This window comes from Methylobacterium thuringiense, from assembly GCF_022179645.1.
In the GTDB taxonomy this organism is placed as follows: domain Bacteria; phylum Pseudomonadota; class Alphaproteobacteria; order Rhizobiales; family Beijerinckiaceae; genus Methylobacterium; species Methylobacterium thuringiense.
Genome location: NZ_BPRA01000021.1, coordinates 25,943 through 40,839, shown reverse-complemented (window position 1 = coordinate 40,839; position 14,897 = coordinate 25,943). Strand labels below are relative to the sequence as shown.

The window sequence follows — 14,897 nt, the reverse complement described above, 5'->3', positions numbered from 1 at the left end:
CCCGGTAGCACCGGGAACAGCGAGCCGAGCGCCCAGGCCGGCCTGATACCGAGTTGGCGCGCGGCAAGCACGGTCTCGATCCCCTCGCCGATCGCGAGCCCAGTGGTGATCTCCTCCTCGGCGTCGAGCATGACGGCGGCGCCGCCGGCCGTGCCGAACATCTTGCGTCCGAGCTTCGAGCCCTCGGGGGAGAGCGCCGTCCGGTGCACGGCGGTGATCGCGCCTGTCCGGACGCACCGCATGGCCGCGACCATGGCCGGCGCTGTGCCGGTCTCCCATGGGCAGCGCAGATGAAACCGGATCACGTCGCCGGCAACCTCCGGCGGCAGATCAAGGGCTCGAGATTTTAGGTAGCGCTCGACGACACTTCCAGCCGGATCGCCGGCCTCGTTCCAAATGGCGACGGCACGGCGCTGCAGGCGCGCCGTTTCATTTCGATCGCGGGCCTCAGCTCGCCTACGAGCCTCAAGGCGGCGCTCTACTTCGGCCTGGTCAGGCTCGCGTCGCTCCCGCCAACGATCCCGCGGCAGGCCAATCGCTTCGGCTACGAAATCTCGACAAATGCGGAAATCGTCGCCTGAGAAACTGTGCACCGTGAAGCCGTCCGAGGACGCCTCCGACAGTCGGATCGACAGGCTCCGATCCTTGCGGGAGTGACCGGGCCCAGGGGCTAGAACCTGCTGCCCAGCGATCTGCCCGTTCAAGGCTCGTGCGATTTCGGCAAGCGTTATTGCCACCAGTCACGTCCCTCATGTTCAAGGCGGGAGCAGATGTCGGCGAGCCAATCCCCTTGCCGGATCGACAGGCCCCGGCGCTCAGGCGCGATGCCATTGACGAAGGCGCGCTCGCGGTCGCTGAGCCGGGACGTCCGGCTCCGGCAGAAGGCGGCCATGTCCTCCTGGCGCGCTTCCTGGATGGGCGTGAATTTCCGGGGCCGGGCATCTCGAACCCAGGCGCCCCTCCAGTCGCCCCAGCGTGCCGGCCGCGGCGTCGAGGACCATGTCTCGCGGCGGTAGGGACGGTAGTCGCCGAGGCCGGGCTCCGGCTCCCGAGCCGGGATCGCGGCGGCGAGGTCGTAGTAGCTGGCGCCGCCGGCCTGCAGCACCCGCCCGATCGCGCGGGCGGCACCAAGTGCCTCCCCGTCGACCGGAGAGCCGAGCGTCGGAATGATCCGGCGGACCTTGTCGGGGATTGGCCGGGGCGCCGTCATGCTCGGCGCTCCAGCTTCTCCGGCACCGCGAACGCCAAGGCTGCGATTGTCGCGGCGAGCGCCGGGCTGCGAACCCGGCAGGAGACGCTGCGGAAGCGTAGATCTTCGGCGGCCGGGGCGTCGTAGCGGAGGGCGGGGACGGATTTCGATTGCCGATTATCGGCAGGTCGTGTAATTGAACGGGGCACAATTTAGACTTTCAATCGGCCCTTGCGCGACGGTCCTCCGTTGCCGGGGCCGTTCTTTTGCGCGGTGGGCTGGCTTCGGAAGCCAGCGGGCCGATGCCCGCCAGCGGTGGCGGGATCAGGCGGCGATTGGTTCGTCAGGGATGCCGAGCAGGCGACCCGCCACTCTGGCCGGAACGAGCACGGCCCGGCCGATCTTCACGGCCTCCACGTCCCCAGCCTCAATGGCTCCGTAGAGACCGCCACGGCTCATGCCGATGGCGTCTGCAAGCGCTGCGACGCGTACGTTTTTCCCTTCTCTGATCCTGCTCAGCAGCGCCGGCATCTCGTTGTGGCGCTCCCTCGCTTGAGGGGCGCGTGGCGGCGCCGTGGTTGTGTCCTGCATCTGCATGTCGGCCTCCGTCGGTCGGGCTGACGCAGGTTGTTTCACAGGGCGACAGGTAATGCAACCTATTATGCGACCATTATCCAACCAAGCTTGATTGACGGACGGCTGGGGGGTGCGCTACGGCTGTGGTCGCAAACGACAGAGACGACACGACGGACAGGAGTTGAGATGCCCGCGAAGCTGCCGGAAGGCGCTGGCAAGCGTCATGCAATCAATATTCGCACTACGCGCGAGCTTAAGGAGCGTATTGATAGGGCTGCCGCTAAGTCTGGCCGATCTGTTGCAAGTGAAGTAGAGGCGCGCGTCCAGCACAGTCTTTCTGTCGATGATTATGATGATGCGATAAACAATACTGAACTCGCCAATTCTATAGATGGTGAAACCGAAGAACTTATAAGCGCAATGAGAGCGGCTGCGGGTGCCGCTATGATGTATGTCGGAAATAAATGGAAGACCGATATATATGCCCGCGCCGCTGTCCGGGCGGCTCTTATAGCAGTAATGGATACTACTTTTACGAAGTATCCCTATAGCTCAGACCCGGATAAGATTGATATGCCGCGCGCATTGCAGGCGGATAAGTTCGGGCGTCTTGCCGGTAGAATGTTGTCGGCGGCTCAGAGTGATCCCGCTATGCGAGCTTGGGTTTCGGAAATGGCCGCAGCGTCCGAAGCGCTTGAGGGACTAAACGCGCATGACAATATGCCCGAAGGTGAGGAGCGTCGTTCTGTCGCACTAAAAGCTTTGATCGGAGCAGACGCCTAACCACGCAAACGACACAGTGCATTTTAGAAGAAATTTTGACTGTATTACATTCTATGAGCACTCGGCGTTATCCTCTCGACAGCTTCACGAGAGGACGCCATGCGCTCGGGCACGCTTTCCCGCACCCGGATTTTCAGAGCCGATCCTGCGCTCGATGCGGCCATTGCTGCTGCAGCCGAGCGTGAGGAGACCAGCGCCTCCGACTGGATTAGGCGCGCCCTCGCCAGCGTCGCAAAGTCTGCCTGCCCCAGCAGCTTGGGCGTGACGCACACGAGAGCCGGCGACGCCGCTGCCATCGCGGCACACGGCTGATCCATGCAGATCGCGACCGCACTCGAACCCATCATGACGCCGGGCCTCAAGGAGGCTGAGGTGCCGCGCGAGGCGATGTGGCGGCACTACCAGACCATCGCGCTCGGCGGCGCGGAGGCGGCCCGGCAACTTTCCGAGGAGTTGGTCGCGATCCTCTTGGGCCAGCGGTCCGACGACTTCGCCGCCTTCGTCCAGCACGTCGAAGCCCTCGGCGTGGTCCACCAACATCTCGCGGCAGCCGCCTCCGGCCTCGATGCCGTCCGCACCTCGCACGGAGTCGCATAATGTCCTTCGGCGCTCGGCCTTTTGGGTTCGGTCCTTTGCGCGATGAGGCTCCCGCCTTCACCGCCGACGACTTCGTTCGGATGCTCAGCCAGAGAACGCCGCCGACTCCGCAGGGCTTCGATGCGTCGGGTCCGGTAGCCGGCGCTCCACAGGCGGGTGGGCTGCCGGCTTTCGGGTTCGGTGCATTGCCGCCTAGTCTGGGGGCACCATCCGCCGGCAATCCGCCGGCCGCCGATTTGATCGCGCCCGGAGCCGTTCCCCTGCCGCCGGCTCGGCCGAGCGATGACGACCTGATCCAGGCGCAGCCTTCACCGTCACCGTCGTCTCGTCTGCCGGCCTTCGGGTTCGGCGGGGGCGTTCCGTCTGCGCGCGCCGCCGATCAGCCTCTTCCTGACGCTCAACCGATCATAGGCAGGGCGCCAGCAGACCTTCCGGCCACAACTACGCCGCCGGCCCTCGCCGCCACTGGTCCTGCCACCGGCGCGGAGCCGTCGCTGTGGGACAAGTTCGGATCGGGGTTCAAGCGGTTCAGCGAGAACGGCGGCGGCGACCTGATGACCAGCATCGGGGTCGGCTTGATGACGCAGAAGGGGCTCGGCCCTGGCCTCGCGGCCGGGCTGCAGCTCGCGCAGGCGCAGGAGGGTAAGCGGGCCGCGACGGACCTTGCGCGCGCCGAGTTCGGCCTGAAACAGCGTCGGGCCGCACAGGAAGCGGCCGGGCAGAACTCGACTGTCGAGATGCTGGTTCGTGGCGGGCATAGCCGAGAGAGCGCCCAGGCCATGGTTTCGGCCGGCGCTGCGGGCAACCGCGAAGCCCTGTCGAACGCCTTGCAGAACATCCAGCCGAAGAACGCCGAGGTCCCGTGGTCCTACCAGCGCAACCCGGACGGGTCCGTGCGCGCCACCCCTGGCGGCGCCGACGATCCGAACTCGCTCCGCGCTCGTGCACAGGCCCAGGCGGAAGGCGCGGCGGCCGGCAAGCCCGACGAGCCGTACAACTTGAGCGCCGGCCAGACCCGGTTCGACGCCAGCGGCAGCCCAATCGCCTCCGTGCCAGACCGCAGCAAGGCCATCGAGCAGTCGAGCAGCATCCGCAAGGAGATCCACACGCTGCCGAGCTACAAGAACTATTCCCAGGCGCTGCCGGTCTATTCGGGCATGCTGGAGACGGCGGATCGCGACACCAAGGCGTCCGACCTCAACCTGATCTATGGCCTCGGCAAGATCATGGACCCCGGTTCAGTGGTCCGCGAGGGCGAGCTGCGCCTAGCCCAGGACACCCAAGGCGTCGCCGATCGCCTGATCGGAATGTACAACGGTGTCATGGGCGGCGCGCGGCTCTCGCCGCAGGCCCGCCAGCAACTCCTCTCGGAAGCCTACGGCCGCATCCAGTCCTACGAGACCTCCTTCGGGCAGGACCGGAAGGGCTACGAGGGCATCGTCAGCCGTCAGGGCATGAACGTCGACGACGTGCTGCCGAACTTCGCTCCGGTGAAGCCGTACCAGCCGCCGCAGAAGGCGCCCCCAAGCGGGCCGCCCTCCCGCGCCGAACTTGAGGCTGAAGCGCGCCGCCGGAGGTTAATGCCATGAGTGCCGGACTCTCGCACCTTTCCGACGCCGAGCTGATGCAGATGCTGGGGCAGTCCGCTCCATCGCCGGCCGGTGCGCCGCCTCTCGCGGCTCCCGCCGTTGGTGGCCACACCGCACCCGACTCCTTGGCAATCAAGGTCCGACCGAACGACGCCGTGACCCAGCCCTCCAGCTTGGCGCATCTATCGGACGAGGATCTGATGAAGCAGCTCGGCGCCGCGCCTCCGCCTGCCGCGCCGCAGAGCACGGCCTGGGACGTGGCCAAGTCGATCCCTTCGGGTCTCGCCCGGGGCGTGATGGGCGTGGCTAGTATGCCGGCCGATGCGCTGAACCTTGTTGATCGAGCATGGCAGAACGTGGCGGCCTATGCCCTGGAGAAGACCGGCGCGCTGACGCCGGAGCAGGCGCAGGGCATCAAAGAGCCGATCGCGGGTCTTGAGGATACGCGGGCTCGTGGCCTGTTCCCGTCGTCCGGCCTGCTGAAGGACGCGACTGATGCGGGGCTGAAAAAGGTCAATCTGCCCGAGCTGTACAAGCCGAAAACCGTTCCGGGCGAGTACGCCAACACGGTTTCGGAGTTCGCTCCTGGCGGCCTGCTGTCGCCCGGGACTACGGCGCAGAAACTGATGCAGGCGGTGTTCCCTGCAGTGGCCAGCGAAACGGCCGGCCAGGGCGCTCGGCAACTCGCACCCGGCTACGAAGGGCTCGCACGCCTTGTCGGTGGTGTCGGTGGCGGCGTCGGGACGGCCATGGCTCAAGCCCCGAAGGGCGGATCGGGCTCCATGCAGAGCGTGCTCAAGGGCGTGTCGCCGGAGAAACTGGATGAAGCGGCGGCGCTGATCGAACGCTCGCGGGCACTTCCTGGCGGCGGGATCGGTGTCAGCCTCGACGAGGCCCTGAACTCGGTCACGGGCGGGCAGGCGACACGAGCATCCCAAATTGCCCGGGTGGTCTCGCATTCCGGAGGTGAGGGTCAGAACATCGCTAGCGGGTTCTATTCGAAGCGACCCGACGAGATTGAGCAGACCAGCCGCAAGATCTTCGACCTGCTGGCCAGTAAGACCGAGAGCCCGTCCGCGCTCGGTGCCTCGGTGCAGGACGCGGCTCGATCCGGGGTTGCCCAGACCCCTCAGGGGATGGCTCTGACTGAGGCAAGGGCCGCTGCTGGTCCTCGCGTCACGCCCGAGACAGCGGGCCTACAGATCCAGCCCGAGTTGCGCCAAGTCTACGATCGCCGCGAGGGGATGCGGGCCGCCCTCGCCGATCAGGATTACGCCGCGGCCCGGCAGGCGCCGGAGACCGTCGGCATCGAGCGCACCATTCCGGTTGAACGTGCCGGCGAGCCGGTCATCACCTATCCGCAGGGCCGACCGACCTTCACGGATCGGGCGCCTCGTCCGCTCGACCCGCCGCCGACCGCCGAAGCCGGCGTTTCGGGCGGCCTAGAGAGCTTGGCTCGCTTCATCGCGCGCCGCGGTGGCCTCAAGCTCGACGGCGAGGCGGCGGCGACGGACCTGCACAGCTTCAATATCCCTGGTGTCGGCAACGTGGCTCGGGCGGATGGGCGGTCGATCGACAACCATTGGCGCGAGTCGCTGATTGAGCACGGCTATCTCAAGCCGGACCTCGATGGCGGCGCAGCGCGGGACGTGACGTCGGAGTTGCTGCGCAAGCTCCAGAACGAGCAGCGCGGCTTCCTGAGCTATCCGATCGGCGCCGAGCGTCAGGCCGCCTCTGCGCGCGCCGCCCCCGGCCAGGTCGCGGACGAGTACCGCAATGCTCTGTCGCTGTCGGAGGGGCGGCTGGACGCGGATCTGCGCAGCGTCGGGATTGATCCCGGCACACTGCACCCGGAGATCCGGTCTCGCACCCTCGGCGCCCTGATGCGTGGCGAGCACGCCGACCCGCTCGACGCCTACGAGCGCACGATCGCAGGGATGAACGGCCCGCTCTCGCCCCTGTCGAAGTCGACGACGGTGGTGGACGAGATCTCGGCGCCGCGGTTCGGGCAGGCTAATCCTCAGCCCGTCATCGACCACGTCGACGAGGCGCTGCGCTCGGCCAAGGGGCCGGTAGCCTCGGCTCTGCAGCAGGCCCGCAAGACGCTGTTCGAACAAGATGGCAGGACGCCCGACCTGTCCGTTGCCGGCCTTCACGGGGCGCGCGAGGCGATCGGCGACCTGATTGCCAGAGCCGACCCGACGGCGCAGCGCGCCCTCATGGGGGTCCGCGAACGGCTCGACCGCACGCTGTCGTCCGTGCCTGAGTACGAGCATGCCCGCTCGGGGTTCGAGGCGGCATCCCGCACGCTCGATCCGTTCGACATGGCGCCCGGCAAGATCGTCGGCCAACGGCAGGAAACCGGACGGTTCACGATGCCGCCCGAACGTGTGCCCGGCGCCATCGACGAAGGTCCGACCGCGGCCCGTGCCTTCAACGAAGTCGCCTCGCCCGAAGCCCGACGCGCCTATGAGGGGCATCTCGGTACGCGCCTTCTGGACGCGGCCGAAGACACCGGTGGCAGCCTGTCGGCCGAGCGATTGCGCGCCGTGATGCGAAGCGAGGAGGACCAGCTCGCACAGTTCCCGGCCGTGCGGGAGCGTCTGGAGGGCATTGCCAGGGCGCGGGAGGCTCTAGGGGCCGTCGAGCGCACGCCTCTCGGGTTCGTCGCGGCCGAACCGAAGATCAAAAAGACGATCAAGGTGCTGTTCGACCCGAAGCCTGTCGCGGGCTCGGAGCTTGAGGTCGCGTCGGCGATGCACGCCATTGCGAAGAACAATCCGGAAGCCGCACGCCAAGTCGCCCGCGCCCATCTGGAGACGATGTTCGACGACGCGACTCGGGAGCGGAAGGGTCTGCCGGCGCAGTACGGCGGGGCCGGGTTCGCCTCCGCGGTCGCTGGCAACCCGCAGCAGGCTAGGAACCTCCGCTCGGTCGTACGCGCACTGCCGGACGGTGACGTGCTCTGGGGCGGCCTGGATCGACTTCTCGGCACGCTGAAGGCCACGGGCTACAGGCCACAGAAGGGCAGCGACACCTCGTTCAACCGCCGGATCGAGGCGGTGCTGGGCAAGGAATCCGGCTCGGTCTCGGGCGCGATCACGAGCGTGTTATCGGGGGCCGCGGCCGGTGGTGGGATCGGCGGCCTCGGCGGCGTGGCCTCAGGCGGCCTGCTTGGGGCGAAGCGCGCCGCATCGGAAGCGTGGACGCACATGCAGCTTCTGCGGAGCGGGAAGACGGTCGCTCGGTTCCTATTCGATCCCGCCGCCCTGCCGGAGTTGCGGGCGCTCTCCCGCTCGATCCCCGGTTCCCCCGAGGCGAGCCGTGCCACTTCCCGGCTCCTCACGGTCATGAACTCGGGGTCGGGTGGAGCGATGCAGCCAGGTCAGTCCGGCGCGCGATAGGTCCCAGCCCTTCGTCAGCAGGAAGGTGACGGCGATGGCAGCGCCACAGCCGACGATGAATGCGATGCCCAGTTGTTCGCGTCTTCCGAGCGCGATGGCGTCTTGATGCTCGATCAGCACGAAGCCAACCACGATCGCGCCCTGCAGGGCCATCCAAAGCGTGCGCGAAAACCAATGAGGCATCGGCTGAACATGGCGCGGCGGCGGGCTGGCGGCAATCGGATCGGTCGGCAGGCGGAAAGAGAGGGCCCGGCCAAGCGTTCGGAAACGAAGCTACCCGACGAGGCCCCCTTTAATCAGTCGGCCTTCTTCGCAGGCCGTCCGCGTTTTGGCTTATCAGCGACTGTGTCATCCGATGCCGTAGCCTTCGCTGCTGCCTGTGCACCGAGCTGGCCCAGCCCGAGGCTCTTGGCGAGTGCTGAACGCGCTGCTGAGTAGTTCGGCGCAACGGTCGGATAATCCGACGGCAGGCCATACCGTGCTCGGTAGGCGGCGAAGTCGAGCCCGCGGGTCGAGAGGTGGCGCTTTAGCGTCTTGTATGATTTGCCGTCGAGGAAGGAGATCAGGGCGTCCGGCGTGATCGACTTCTTGATCTGCGAAGGCGTCGCTTTCTCGGACTCTAGCTCTGCTGAAGCGGTAGCACTGCTACCGTTTGCGAGTGCGCTAACAGCGGCGTGAACGCTGATTAGCATTTTCGGAAGTTCGGAGGCAGGCAGCGAGTTGTTCGAGATGAAAGCAGCGACGATGTCAACACTGAGGTTGATCACGTCGGGGGTAGGGGTAGCAGTATCGTCCACGTGTTGATTCCTTTTTCAGATAATCGCTAAGACATCCAAATTGCGTTGCATGCAATACGCGCGGTCCAAGAAATGTCGAATAAGTGGCCCTGGTGGAGCGAATTACTCAAAGGAGCAAGACAGCGTTTCGATGTCAGATCGTACGAACCGCCGCATTTTCGAATTTGAGATCCGCCACTGCTCTTTAAAACCTAGCCGGTATCGCTGGACAGTCAGATCGAATGACGGTCTTTTCGTCGAGTGCGCGACCGAGTCGTATCCGGCACATCGCGCTGCGATCACTGCCGGGGAGGCGCGTGCCGTCGCGCTCAATGAGCGAAGTGCGCTGGGCTATAATCCCTGACTACGGGTGATGCGGTGTCACCTACCCCGCCCGTCGCCTCCGCTCCGCTTCAGCTCGCCATGCATCGCGCTCGGCACGAGCCTCGATGAGGTCAGCCTGCAGATCCTCCATACGAGCGTGCAGTTCGCCGGCATCCACGGCGGTCTCGACAAGGAGGTCTTGGGCCTCGGCGAGCTGTGCGCGCAGCTCGGCGTTCTCAACGACAACGGCGAGGATTAGGGCGGCCGTGTCGTCGCTCATGCCGTCCTCGACCACGCAGCCAGATTGCGACCATAGCCGCCTATCAGGCTGCGCCGCGACCCCTCGCGCGCCACGATGGCGCGCGTTGCGGATGGGTCGCCGGTAAGTTTACGGCTGCAAATAGGACGGGTCGAACAACGCCAGCTTTTCGAGTGCAGGCCGATCGGACATCACTAAGATTCCACGCTTCAATGTGATTAACCCGTACTCTCGAAGCTGCTTCAAGGCACGATTGACGTGCACACTAGTGATGCCGAGCGCGTCAGCGAGATCATCCTGAGTGATACGCAACTCGTAGCTGTCTTCGGTGGCTAGTCCGACGTCTGCCAATCGCGTCCGCAACTCGCAGAACAGATGCGCCAAGCTCTCAATTGCTGATCGCCGGCCTAGGCTGACCATCCATTCGCGTGCGATAGCCTCGTCACGGCGCAACCGGATCAGGAGCGCCGCCAACAGTTCTTGGTTCAGTGGCTTAGCATCACAGATCGGATCGGCAGGGAGATGACCGACCAGACACCGTGTCAGTGCCCCCACAGCATAATCGGCACGACCGCGAAGGCCGGCCTCAAGGTCGCACAAATCGCCTGGGACTAGAATAGCAGTAATCTGCCGTCGGCCATCTCCCAGCATCCGGTAACGACAGGTGTGCCCAGCAATGAGGACGTGCAGTCCTTCTGGGACTTCTCCGAACCGCAGAACGTCCTGCCCCTTGTCAACTTGGTGCTCACGGAACTTGGCACCTACTAGCGTGCCGATCCCGTCGAGCGCACTGATAACGGCTAATTTGGGTGGTGGTGAAAGCGGTAGCTTGCCTTTGTAGATGCTCTGCATAGTGAAGCTCTCATGTGTCTCCGATTTTGGTAGACACGTGGCTTCACATAGATTTCTAATCTAGGATAGACGATGCCAAGCACTGTTCGCTTGCGTACGGTTTATTCCTGTAAGATGAGCGACAATAAATGTCGGATACCCGACATAAATTAGAAGTTAGATTTTTCTTCCGACGCCGATCTGACCGTCTTCTGGCTTGCTTGGGCGCAGATGCCTAAGGGACAATGCTCTCTTGTCTCAATGGGGCTGAGCCGACGACATGCCACTTTTCCGATTGCGAGGAGCCGTCCGTCAGGACGACAGCGAGATTGGCATGCCTAAAATCGACGAAACGTTCGAAGCAGCCAATTCTCAAGAAGCCATGCTTTTCGCTCGGAACCGCGCCTTCGGAGAACACGAAGCCGTTGTGAACGCGATCTGGCTTACGGACACCGAGAACAACACGCTGTGATCGCTCCGTATTGGCGACAGGGCATAGGTTGGCTCGCCGCGCATCGAACTTGTCGCGTCCGTCATGCCGAACAGCCCCAGACCGTCACCGCATAGCTCGGCGGCTTCTACCAGCCGCTCGGATTTCGATCTGCTCTCTGGTCGTGGCGTCGCCCGCCGGTTCCCGGCAGCCCTTTTTCGGCTTCCGTTGATCTCGAACAAGCAGATTTAGAACTGGGATATCCGTGGGGTGAATCTTTCTGCACCCTATGCGTCCCGGCCAGTCGAGATGCGAAACCGTTTCGCTTTTGGGTCTGGCCTCGCTCGATCCATTGCCGCCACTCGTGGCTGATGATGCGGACGAGGTTCGGGTCGTTCTTTCGACCCTCGTGGCGTCGCTCTTGGATGACAAGCAAGCCGTCGCCCTCGGCCTCGCGGATCGCGCCTTGCGCCAACCTACGGCACACCCCGGCCCTAGCGGCGATTGCGTCGATGCAGAGGCCGCAGACGCCCTTCGTGGCGACTTCGTCAGCGACGATGCGCAGGACCGAGATCTGTCCGACCGTGAAGCGGCTGGCAAGCGCCGGCGGCATCGGCCCGGATGCAGCGAGACGTCGACGGCGCGATAGGGCCTCCATGCGATCAGGAGCCCGCTGAGGGCGCTTAGAGGGGAATAGGCTGCGACGGCCCACCGGAACGCCAACGGGCTTCAGGGAGCCTCTAATCACGCCCCGACGGAGATGCAGGGCCTCGGCGAGGGTCTGGGCCCCGTCATCATCAACCGCACCGCCAGCATGGGCCTGCCAGATCGTCTTCGACAACTCGTCCATGCTGGCGAGCGTGCGCGCGCCGTCGATCGCGGCGAGCATTCGCGCGTGAAACATCGTCCCGGTCCCTCACGGGCCGCGGCTTGGGGTCCAGGCACGACTTCATCGCTCCGGGAATTGGCGTTCCCGTTGACTCCCGGCGGGAGCTATGGCTGATGGGGGATTGCAGATGGGCCCCCAAAGGCCACTTCGATTTCGCGGGCTTCCTGATTGGCGTCAGGGAGCCCGTAGTCGTTTCAGGGTTTAGCTCGCGGCGCTGATCTCCTTTTCCGGCTCACGACTCGCGATAGACGAGCCCGACCGGAACGAGGCATGTCGGCCGGGCCACACGGTTAAGTCAACGTTAGGGATCGGCTATCAGCGTCGATGCGTTGGTCGATCCAGTCTGCCCTTCATGGCTGGCAGGCTGTAGGTCGAGCGAGATCCAGATGACCGCCATGCGCGAGATCTACGCCAGCGGGAACGGCGACACCTGGCATTTGCTCTGGGATTTCGAGACGGGTCATACCTTCGTCCGCCATACCGCCAACGAGCCCTCGGGCGGTAACGTCGTCGATATCAGCCTGCCGGTGTTCCTGAGCCTCGGCCGCGATGGCCCAGAGCATCAGGCCCTATGGGCGATGATCGGCACGCTGGTGGACGGCCACTTCTCAGCCGAGGCGCTGAGTTCGCCTCCATCACCGGAGGCCGGCGCCGCCGCGGCGGAACCGTTGCCGGGCAAGGGTATCCTTTGAGACGAGGGCGTGATCGCGGCACTGAAACTATTGCCCGCATCCCCCTCGACGTACCGACAACATGGCTTCCAGTAGGCTCAGCTGAGATCCAGAGCCGCACGCATTGGCACGTAGGCCAGCGCCTGATCGCCCTCATCAGCGATCTCAATGTAATGGCGACCGATGGGACGTCCGTTCCGCACCCGGTCGGCAAGGATGCACCGCGCGCTTTCCATGGCTTTCGCCCAGGCAGCATCGAGGTTGGGAAGTTCGCTACCGTCTAAATCTGCAACCCGACCCGTGCTGTCGTGAACGTGCAGGAAGTATTTTGGCATCGGTTGACGATCGCGAACGGAGCCTAAGGTCCCATGGTGCCCGACGAAGCCGTGCCGTGGCTCGCGCCGTTGTCCAGCATAGGTCAGTGCGAGCCCAGCGCCATTCGCGCATCCTCGGCCTGCCACAATCACATGGCAGCGGGGCTGCATCCCATCTTCCAGCGCAGTGCTCCCCACTTCACGGGGCGCGTCCGCCTTGCCCGTCATGCCTCTTCGCGCCGATCCAGGCCGTACCAAAAAGGGGCCTTTTGCAGGTCGCGGAAATCGGCGCTACTCCCTGGGGCATCCCTCATTTCCGAATAAAAAATGGGGTGCTTTTCAAGGGACGCACAACAGCAGGGCGTCGAGCCCTCGTCGTGGGCCTTCGGTTACCCGGGTCCTGTCACCCTGACGGCTCGCTGGTGAGATAAACGACCTCCCCCGCCAGCCCGTGATCAGATCGGGCGGCGGGGTCGAGCCGGTGACAGCCGGCATTAGGTGCGTTGCTCCGCTGGCAACTCAGGCTGCGACCAGTAGGCGAAGGTCGCTCCCTCGATACGTTCGCCATCGCTGGTGATATCGATCTGTCCATCCAGGCGATCGGTTGCGAGCATCCACCGCGCGATACCAGCTGCAAAACCGCGGGCCAGATCGATCGAGGCAAACTCAGCAGGACCGATCGCGATGACAAGGCCGGTCGCGTCGCGGGCTTTGACCTCATACATGTCGCGGGCCTTAAGCTGTTGCTGGCAATCCACATGTCCGGGCAGCGAGCGCTGGGCGACCCATATCGGGGGCCGTCCGGTTGATGGCCCGCCGGCGGTTGCCAGACGGGCCAAGCGTTCAGGTTATGGCACTGCCCGATCAGCAGTTGTCGTCTTTGCCAACGCCCTGGTTGGCACCGGCGTTGTTCATCGCCCCGACCGTACCGGGGGACGCCGGCTGGTTCCCGCCTGCAGTGTTCTTGGAGGCTGGATCTTCCTTGGCCTTATCGGCCGAGCCCTGCTTGCCGACGTCCTGATTGGCGCCCGCATTGTTCATGGCGCCCACGGTACCGGGCGAAGCCGGCTGAGCGCCCCCAGCCTCGTTCTTGCTCGACTTGTCGACAGCGGAGCTTTTGTCGTTCGAGGCGGACTGCTCAGGCGTCTTACCTTTCGCTGCACCCGTATTGCAGGGCGCGGCGGTCACGACAGAGACAGAGAGCAAGAGCGCGGCCGCAGCAGTGCTGATCGATGCGAACTTCATGGATTCCTCCGGTTTGTTTTTTTTGGCGCGGGAGAAAGCGGCAGGTGAGAGTAGGAGTTCCCAGAAGTTCGGGGCAGCTGTGCACGAAAATAACCCGCCGCAGCTGGTCGCCGGGCGGGATCAGTCGAGGGAGGACGCTCCAACGTGATCCTCCTATGACCCTAGCGGTCAGCTTTTTCGCCCGCGGTCGTGAGTTCGATGTACCGGCGTGTCGTCGGTCCCACGAGATCGCGAACCTTCTGCGCCATGCCTTGCTCCTCTTTCAGAGACTGCTGGAAGCCGCTCGTATGGCCACTCTGTCCGGCGGCATCTGCGATCACGAGCAGTGACTCGTAGGCGGCGATCTCGAAATTCTCGAAGGCGTGATTGGCGAAGGTGTTCTTCAGGATCTCGTCCTGGGCCGGCGCATGGCCGAGCGCCATCATGTTGCCGACGAAGCCGAGGAAGCCTTCCTTGATCGTCGAAGGGCTGTCGCCGAGGCTCTGCATTGCCTCCTCCAGCCGATCCCGCTGCCCGTGGGTTTCGTCGACGTGACGGCGAAGTGCTTGCTCCATCTCGGGATAGTTTTTCAGCCGCTCAATCTGCCGCTCCATGATCTGAAGGGCCTGCATCTCAATCGCATGCGTGTTCTTGAGGGCGGTGACGTAAATCTCGCGTGTATCGATCGCCATGGCGTTTGCCTTTTCTCACCCGAGCACGAGGCTCGATATGTAAGGCAACCTTCCGGTCGTACGGCCAAGTTCCGACCTGGCTCGAACCCCCAAAGTTCGGTCGGAACGCCCTCGCGATGCTTTCGGTTGGCGTGCTGTCACATCCCAGTGGCGCATCGATACGGAGGACCTCGTGAGCCAGCGTGAGACGGGAACGGAGGCAAGGCAGGCAGAGCGCGGAAAGCCTACGCTCTTCGCCTTGATTGTGGGTGTTGTTCTAGCGCTTGCGGCCGGTGCTGCGATCCTGACCTACCAGGGATCGAAGGTACCATCCGACCCGTCGAGCCAGAGCCTGTCAGGCGCGAGTTCG

The 14,897-nt window shown here is 64.5% G+C and carries 17 protein-coding genes; 6 read left to right on the top strand and 11 right to left on the bottom strand.

The features are described from left to right. From MFF07_RS22785 to MFF07_RS19440, 3 genes are all read right to left on the bottom strand, one after another. Nucleotides 1–593: DUF7146 domain-containing protein (locus tag MFF07_RS22785; RefSeq protein ID WP_444543603.1), on the bottom strand; the 593-nt coding region annotated here is incomplete at its 3' end. Nucleotides 594–727: 134 nt separating this feature from the next. Next, complete coding sequence (locus MFF07_RS19445; RefSeq protein ID WP_238232693.1) at nt 728–1,210, bottom strand: hypothetical protein; 483 nt, start codon at nt 1,208–1,210, stop codon at nt 728–730. Nucleotides 1,211–1,513: 303 nt separating this feature from the next. Next, nucleotides 1,514–1,786 carry a hypothetical protein gene (locus MFF07_RS19440; RefSeq protein ID WP_238232692.1) on the bottom strand — a complete coding sequence of 91 codons (273 nt, stop codon included), beginning with the start codon at nt 1,784–1,786 and terminating at the stop codon, nt 1,514–1,516. 165 nt (nt 1,787–1,951) lie between these two features. Here MFF07_RS19440 and MFF07_RS19435 point away from each other — a divergent pair, with 165 nt between their 5' ends. The 4 genes from MFF07_RS19435 to MFF07_RS19420 all read left to right on the top strand — a co-directional run bounded on the left by MFF07_RS19435 (nt 1,952) and on the right by MFF07_RS19420 (nt 8,138). After that, nucleotides 1,952–2,548 carry an Arc family DNA-binding protein gene (locus MFF07_RS19435; RefSeq protein ID WP_238232691.1) on the top strand — a complete coding sequence of 199 codons (597 nt, stop codon included), beginning with the start codon at nt 1,952–1,954 and terminating at the stop codon, nt 2,546–2,548. Between the two features lie 315 nt (nt 2,549–2,863). After that, a complete protein-coding gene (locus MFF07_RS19430; RefSeq protein ID WP_238232690.1) occupies nt 2,864–3,145 on the top strand; it encodes a hypothetical protein in 282 nt (93 codons plus the stop codon). Nucleotides 3,146–3,699: 554 nt separating this feature from the next. Next, nucleotides 3,700–4,734: a hypothetical protein gene (locus MFF07_RS19425; protein WP_238232689.1), complete on the top strand. Its 1,035-nt coding sequence runs from the start codon at nt 3,700–3,702 to the stop codon at nt 4,732–4,734. Then, complete coding sequence (locus MFF07_RS19420) at nt 4,731–8,138, top strand: hypothetical protein (protein ID WP_238232688.1); 3,408 nt, start codon at nt 4,731–4,733, stop codon at nt 8,136–8,138. The genes MFF07_RS19425 and MFF07_RS19420 overlap by 4 nt, the downstream gene beginning before the upstream one ends. Nucleotides 8,139–8,434: 296 nt before the next feature. On the opposite strand, the gene MFF07_RS19415 is transcribed toward MFF07_RS19420, so the two are convergent. From MFF07_RS19415 to MFF07_RS19405, 3 genes are all read right to left on the bottom strand, one after another. Then, nucleotides 8,435–8,935: a Ros/MucR family transcriptional regulator gene (locus MFF07_RS19415; protein WP_238232687.1), complete on the bottom strand. Its 501-nt coding sequence runs from the start codon at nt 8,933–8,935 to the stop codon at nt 8,435–8,437. A 364-nt stretch (nt 8,936–9,299) separates the two neighbouring features. Further along, nucleotides 9,300–9,518, bottom strand: a complete 219-nt coding sequence (locus MFF07_RS19410; protein WP_238232686.1) for a hypothetical protein — start codon at nt 9,516–9,518, stop codon at nt 9,300–9,302. Between the two features lie 108 nt (nt 9,519–9,626). After that, a complete protein-coding gene (locus MFF07_RS19405) occupies nt 9,627–10,349 on the bottom strand; it encodes a Crp/Fnr family transcriptional regulator (protein WP_238232685.1) in 723 nt (240 codons plus the stop codon). Nucleotides 10,350–10,662: 313 nt separating this feature from the next. Between MFF07_RS19405 and MFF07_RS19400 the strand changes: the two genes are divergently transcribed. Further along, nucleotides 10,663–10,800: a hypothetical protein gene (locus MFF07_RS19400; protein WP_238232684.1), complete on the top strand. Its 138-nt coding sequence runs from the start codon at nt 10,663–10,665 to the stop codon at nt 10,798–10,800. 106 nt (nt 10,801–10,906) lie between these two features. Here the strand turns inward: MFF07_RS19400 and MFF07_RS19395 are convergent, their stop codons facing one another. Continuing rightward, a complete protein-coding gene (locus MFF07_RS19395) occupies nt 10,907–11,647 on the bottom strand; it encodes a hypothetical protein (protein WP_238232683.1) in 741 nt (246 codons plus the stop codon). Between the two features lie 386 nt (nt 11,648–12,033). Between MFF07_RS19395 and MFF07_RS19390 the strand changes: the two genes are divergently transcribed. After that, entirely contained in the window at nt 12,034–12,339 is a 306-nt protein-coding gene (locus MFF07_RS19390; protein ID WP_238232682.1) for a hypothetical protein, read from the top strand. A gap of 77 nt (nt 12,340–12,416) precedes the next feature. Here MFF07_RS19390 and MFF07_RS19385 read toward each other — a convergent pair whose 3' ends face one another. The 4 genes from MFF07_RS19385 to MFF07_RS19370 all read right to left on the bottom strand — a co-directional run bounded on the left by MFF07_RS19385 (nt 12,417) and on the right by MFF07_RS19370 (nt 14,548). After that, on the bottom strand, nt 12,417–12,860 hold the full coding sequence (locus tag MFF07_RS19385; protein WP_238232681.1) for a DUF6894 family protein: 444 nt from the start codon (nt 12,858–12,860) through the stop codon (nt 12,417–12,419). Between the two features lie 266 nt (nt 12,861–13,126). Next, entirely contained in the window at nt 13,127–13,357 is a 231-nt protein-coding gene (locus tag MFF07_RS19380) for a hypothetical protein (protein WP_238232680.1), read from the bottom strand. Nucleotides 13,358–13,496: 139 nt separating this feature from the next. After that, on the bottom strand, nt 13,497–13,877 hold the full coding sequence (locus MFF07_RS19375) for an exopolysaccharide production protein YjbE (protein ID WP_238232679.1): 381 nt from the start codon (nt 13,875–13,877) through the stop codon (nt 13,497–13,499). A 161-nt stretch (nt 13,878–14,038) separates the two neighbouring features. Beyond that, nucleotides 14,039–14,548, bottom strand: coding sequence for a ferritin-like domain-containing protein (locus MFF07_RS19370; protein ID WP_238232678.1), 510 nt, complete (start codon nt 14,546–14,548; stop codon nt 14,039–14,041). Between the last annotated feature and the right edge of the window lie 349 nt (nt 14,549–14,897).